The sequence below is a fragment of the Saccharomonospora iraqiensis subsp. iraqiensis genome, from assembly GCF_000430445.1.
In the GTDB taxonomy this organism is placed as follows: domain Bacteria; phylum Actinomycetota; class Actinomycetes; order Mycobacteriales; family Pseudonocardiaceae; genus Saccharomonospora; species Saccharomonospora iraqiensis.
In genome coordinates, this window is sequence record NZ_KE387076.1 from 1 (window position 1) to 2,933 (window position 2,933).

4 protein-coding genes and 1 pseudogene are annotated in these 2,933 nt (G+C 72.4%); 3 read left to right on the forward strand and 2 right to left on the reverse strand.

All coding sequences use genetic code 11. The features are described 5' to 3' along the window. A partial coding sequence (locus ACTIR_RS25830) for a KR domain-containing protein (RefSeq protein ID WP_154663701.1) occupies positions 1–137 on the reverse strand: 137 nt, incomplete at its 3' end. Positions 138–220: 83 nt separating this feature from the next. Here ACTIR_RS25830 and ACTIR_RS0108655 point away from each other — a divergent pair. Then, a complete protein-coding gene (locus ACTIR_RS0108655) occupies positions 221–1,441 on the forward strand; it encodes an HNH endonuclease (RefSeq protein ID WP_026453964.1) in 1,221 nt (406 codons plus the stop codon). A 64-nt stretch (positions 1,442–1,505) separates the two neighbouring features. Beyond that, entirely contained in the window at positions 1,506–2,216 is a 711-nt protein-coding gene (locus tag ACTIR_RS0108660) for an MBL fold metallo-hydrolase (RefSeq protein WP_026453965.1), read from the forward strand. Positions 2,217–2,229: 13 nt separating this feature from the next. On the opposite strand, the gene ACTIR_RS0108665 is transcribed toward ACTIR_RS0108660, so the two are convergent. Further along, the gene (locus ACTIR_RS0108665) at positions 2,230–2,439 is read right to left on the reverse strand and encodes a GntR family transcriptional regulator (protein WP_034239124.1); all 210 of its coding nucleotides are present in this window, start codon (positions 2,437–2,439) and stop codon (positions 2,230–2,232) included. Positions 2,440–2,591: 152 nt separating this feature from the next. On the opposite strand from ACTIR_RS0108665, the pseudogene ACTIR_RS26445 reads away from it, so the two are divergent. Then, positions 2,592–2,933 (forward strand): annotated as a pseudogene (locus ACTIR_RS26445) (hypothetical protein); the annotation flags it as partial.

A 2,933-nucleotide genomic window follows, 5' to 3' on the forward strand; every position in this document is an offset into this window, starting at 1 on the left:
CTGCGCCGGGCGGCGAGCACGACGGTGTGCGCGCCCCGCTCCGCCAGCCGCCGTGCCACGGCCGTGCCGATCTCGCTGCGGCCGCCGAGCACGACCACGGTGCCCGGGGTTTCCGTCGTCGGTGCCGAAGAGGCCATGGCGGGCAGTGTCGCAGAACCGGGACAGGCTCAGCCGATCGAGGCATCGTGGTGGGGCACCCGACGCGGCTAGAATCGAACACATGAGCGATGAAGGGGGAGGCGACCGTGCGCCGTGCGGTGCACTGTCGCGTATGGACCGCATCCGCACACTGGGCGAGCACATCGCCCGGTTGCAGGCCCGTCAGCTACGGGAGATCGCCGCGTGTGTCGACGGGCGCACCCCGGCGGACGTGGCCGCCGAGCTCGCCCTGACGTTGACGATCGGCGATCACCACGCCCGGCGGACCGTCGACCTGGCGACGGTGCTGGTGTCCCGCTTGCCGTCCACATTGGCCGCGATGGAGACCGGGGTCCTCGATGTGTACAAGGCGTCCAAGGTGGCCGAGCCGACGGCGTGCCTCCCGGACGGGAAGGCGCTGCAGGTCGACGCGATCCTCGCCGACCGACTGTCCGGAAAGGACCCGGGGGCACTGCGGCAGGCGGTGAACCGGGTGGTGGCACGGGTCGACCCGGACGGCGCGGCCGACCGCGCCGTGCGGCGCCGTGCCGAGCGGCGCGTCGAGCTGATCCACGGCGACGACGGCACGGCCGTTCTGCGTGCCGAGTTGCCCGCCGAGGTGGCGAGCGCGGCCTATGCCCGCGTCGACCGGATCGCCCGTTCCCTGCGTCGGCACGGGGAGACCCGGACTACCGACCAGCTCCGGGCCGACGTGCTGGCCGACCTGCTGCGAGAGGCACACACCACGACCGAGGGTTGTGCACCGCGCACCCGTGCGGAGGTGTTCGTGCACGTCGCGCTGCCCACCCTGCTCGGTACCGACGACCGCCCCGGAGAACTCGCCGGGCACGGACCCGTCCCGGCGCAGGTGGCCCGAGAGATCGCGTTCGACTCGACCTCGACGTGGCGCCGCCTCGTCACCGACCCGCTCACCGGGTCCCTGTTGGATGTGGGGCGGGCGCGGTACCGGCCACCCGCGGCGACGGACGAGTTCGTGCGGGTGCGGGATCACGTGTGCCGGTTCCCGGGGTGTCACCGGCCGAGCCGGTTCGGCGACCTGGACCACGTGGTGGACTGGGGACGCGGACGCCACGGCCGCACCGCCCCGGACAATCTGGTGGGCCTGTGCCGACGGCACCACCGGTTGAAGGACGTGCCCGGGTGGAGCTTCCGGCTGAACCGGGCCACCCACCGGTTCACCGTGCACACGCCCTCGGGCCACACCCACGGCACCGACCCGCGACCGCTCCTGGACCCGGGCGCGCACGCCACGACCCCGGACCCCGACCCACCTCCGTTCTGAGGTCCGGGGGAGCGGTGACGTGCCGGGGGGCGGAGGGCCCGGACCCGGCCGATACGATCGGGGCATGTCCGAGCGCCTGTACTTCCGGCAACTGTTGGCCGGCCGCGACTACGCCGTCGGCGACCAGATCGCCACCCAGATGCGCAACTTCAGCTACCTGATCGGCGACCGGGAGACCGGCGAGGCCATGGTGGTCGACCCCGCCTACGCGGTGGACGACCTGCTCGGACTGCTCGACGACGACGGGATGCGGCTCACCGGCGTGCTGGCCACGCACTACCACCCCGACCACGTCGGCGGGGACATGATGGGCTTCTCCCTGCCCGGGGTGGCCGAGCTGCTCGCCCGCAAGCAGGTGCCGATCCACGTGGCCGACGCCGAGCAGGAGTGGGTGCGGCGGGTCACCGGCGTGTCCGGCACCGACCTGGTCGCCCACGAGCACGACGACACCGTCGCGATCGGCGCCGTCGAGGTCCGCACCCTGCACACGCCGGGGCACACCCCCGGCAGCCAGTGCTTCCTGCTGGACGACGCGCTCATCGCGGGCGACACGCTGTTCCTCGACGGCTGCGGGCGCACCGACCTGCCCGGCGGCGACGCCGACGCGCTGTACGGCAGCCTCCAGCAGCTCGCGGGCCTGTCCGGCGACCCGGTGGTGTATCCGGGGCACATGTACTCGGCCGAGCCGTCGGCGAACCTCTCCCACGTGCGGGAGAACAACGTCGTCTTTCGGCCCCGGTCGCTGGCGGAGTGGCGGCAGATCTTCGCGGGCTGAGCCCGGAGCCGGCCTACTTCTCGGCGACGAAGGTGCCGCGTCCGACCACGACGGTCACGATGCCTTCCCGCCGCAGCTCCAGGACCGCTCGCTTGACCGTGCCCACCGCCACGCCGTACGTATCGGCCAGGTCCGCGTAGGCGGGTAGCCGTGCGCCCTCGCTCAGGCGCCCCGCCCGCACGTCCGCAGCAATGTCGTCGGCGATCTGTCGCCAGATGGTCACAGGGCCTTCGTGCCTGATGCGGTCACGCCGATCACCCAGCATGTCAGTGACGCTAGACCTGTTCGGCTCACTCTGCCGAGCTATATCAAGCCATGCCTAGGCATAGTAGGCTAGTTCTCACCTGGGAAAACGTTGCAACGTGGAGGTGTGCGATGGAGCAGCACGCGAGGCTGGCCCAGTGGCAGTGGGAGGCGTTGCAGGAGGTGTTCGCCGAGATGTGCGAGCGCACGGGCGGGTCGCTGGAGGACCTGCACGACCGGGCGAACGGCATCCTCGTGTCCTCCCGACCGTCCGGGTGGGACGCGGGATCGGGCACCCGCTCGTGGCCGGGCGGTGCGCTGTGGAGGTTCGCCTACGAGGTGCTCGGCGAACTCGCGCACCTGGCCGACGCCGCGCCGGAGGACACCGGTGCCATCCACGGGACCGCGTGCCGGGTGCGCGACCTGGCGCGGGCGATGTCGGAGTACCCGGGCGGGGCCGTCCCGGCGCCGGGG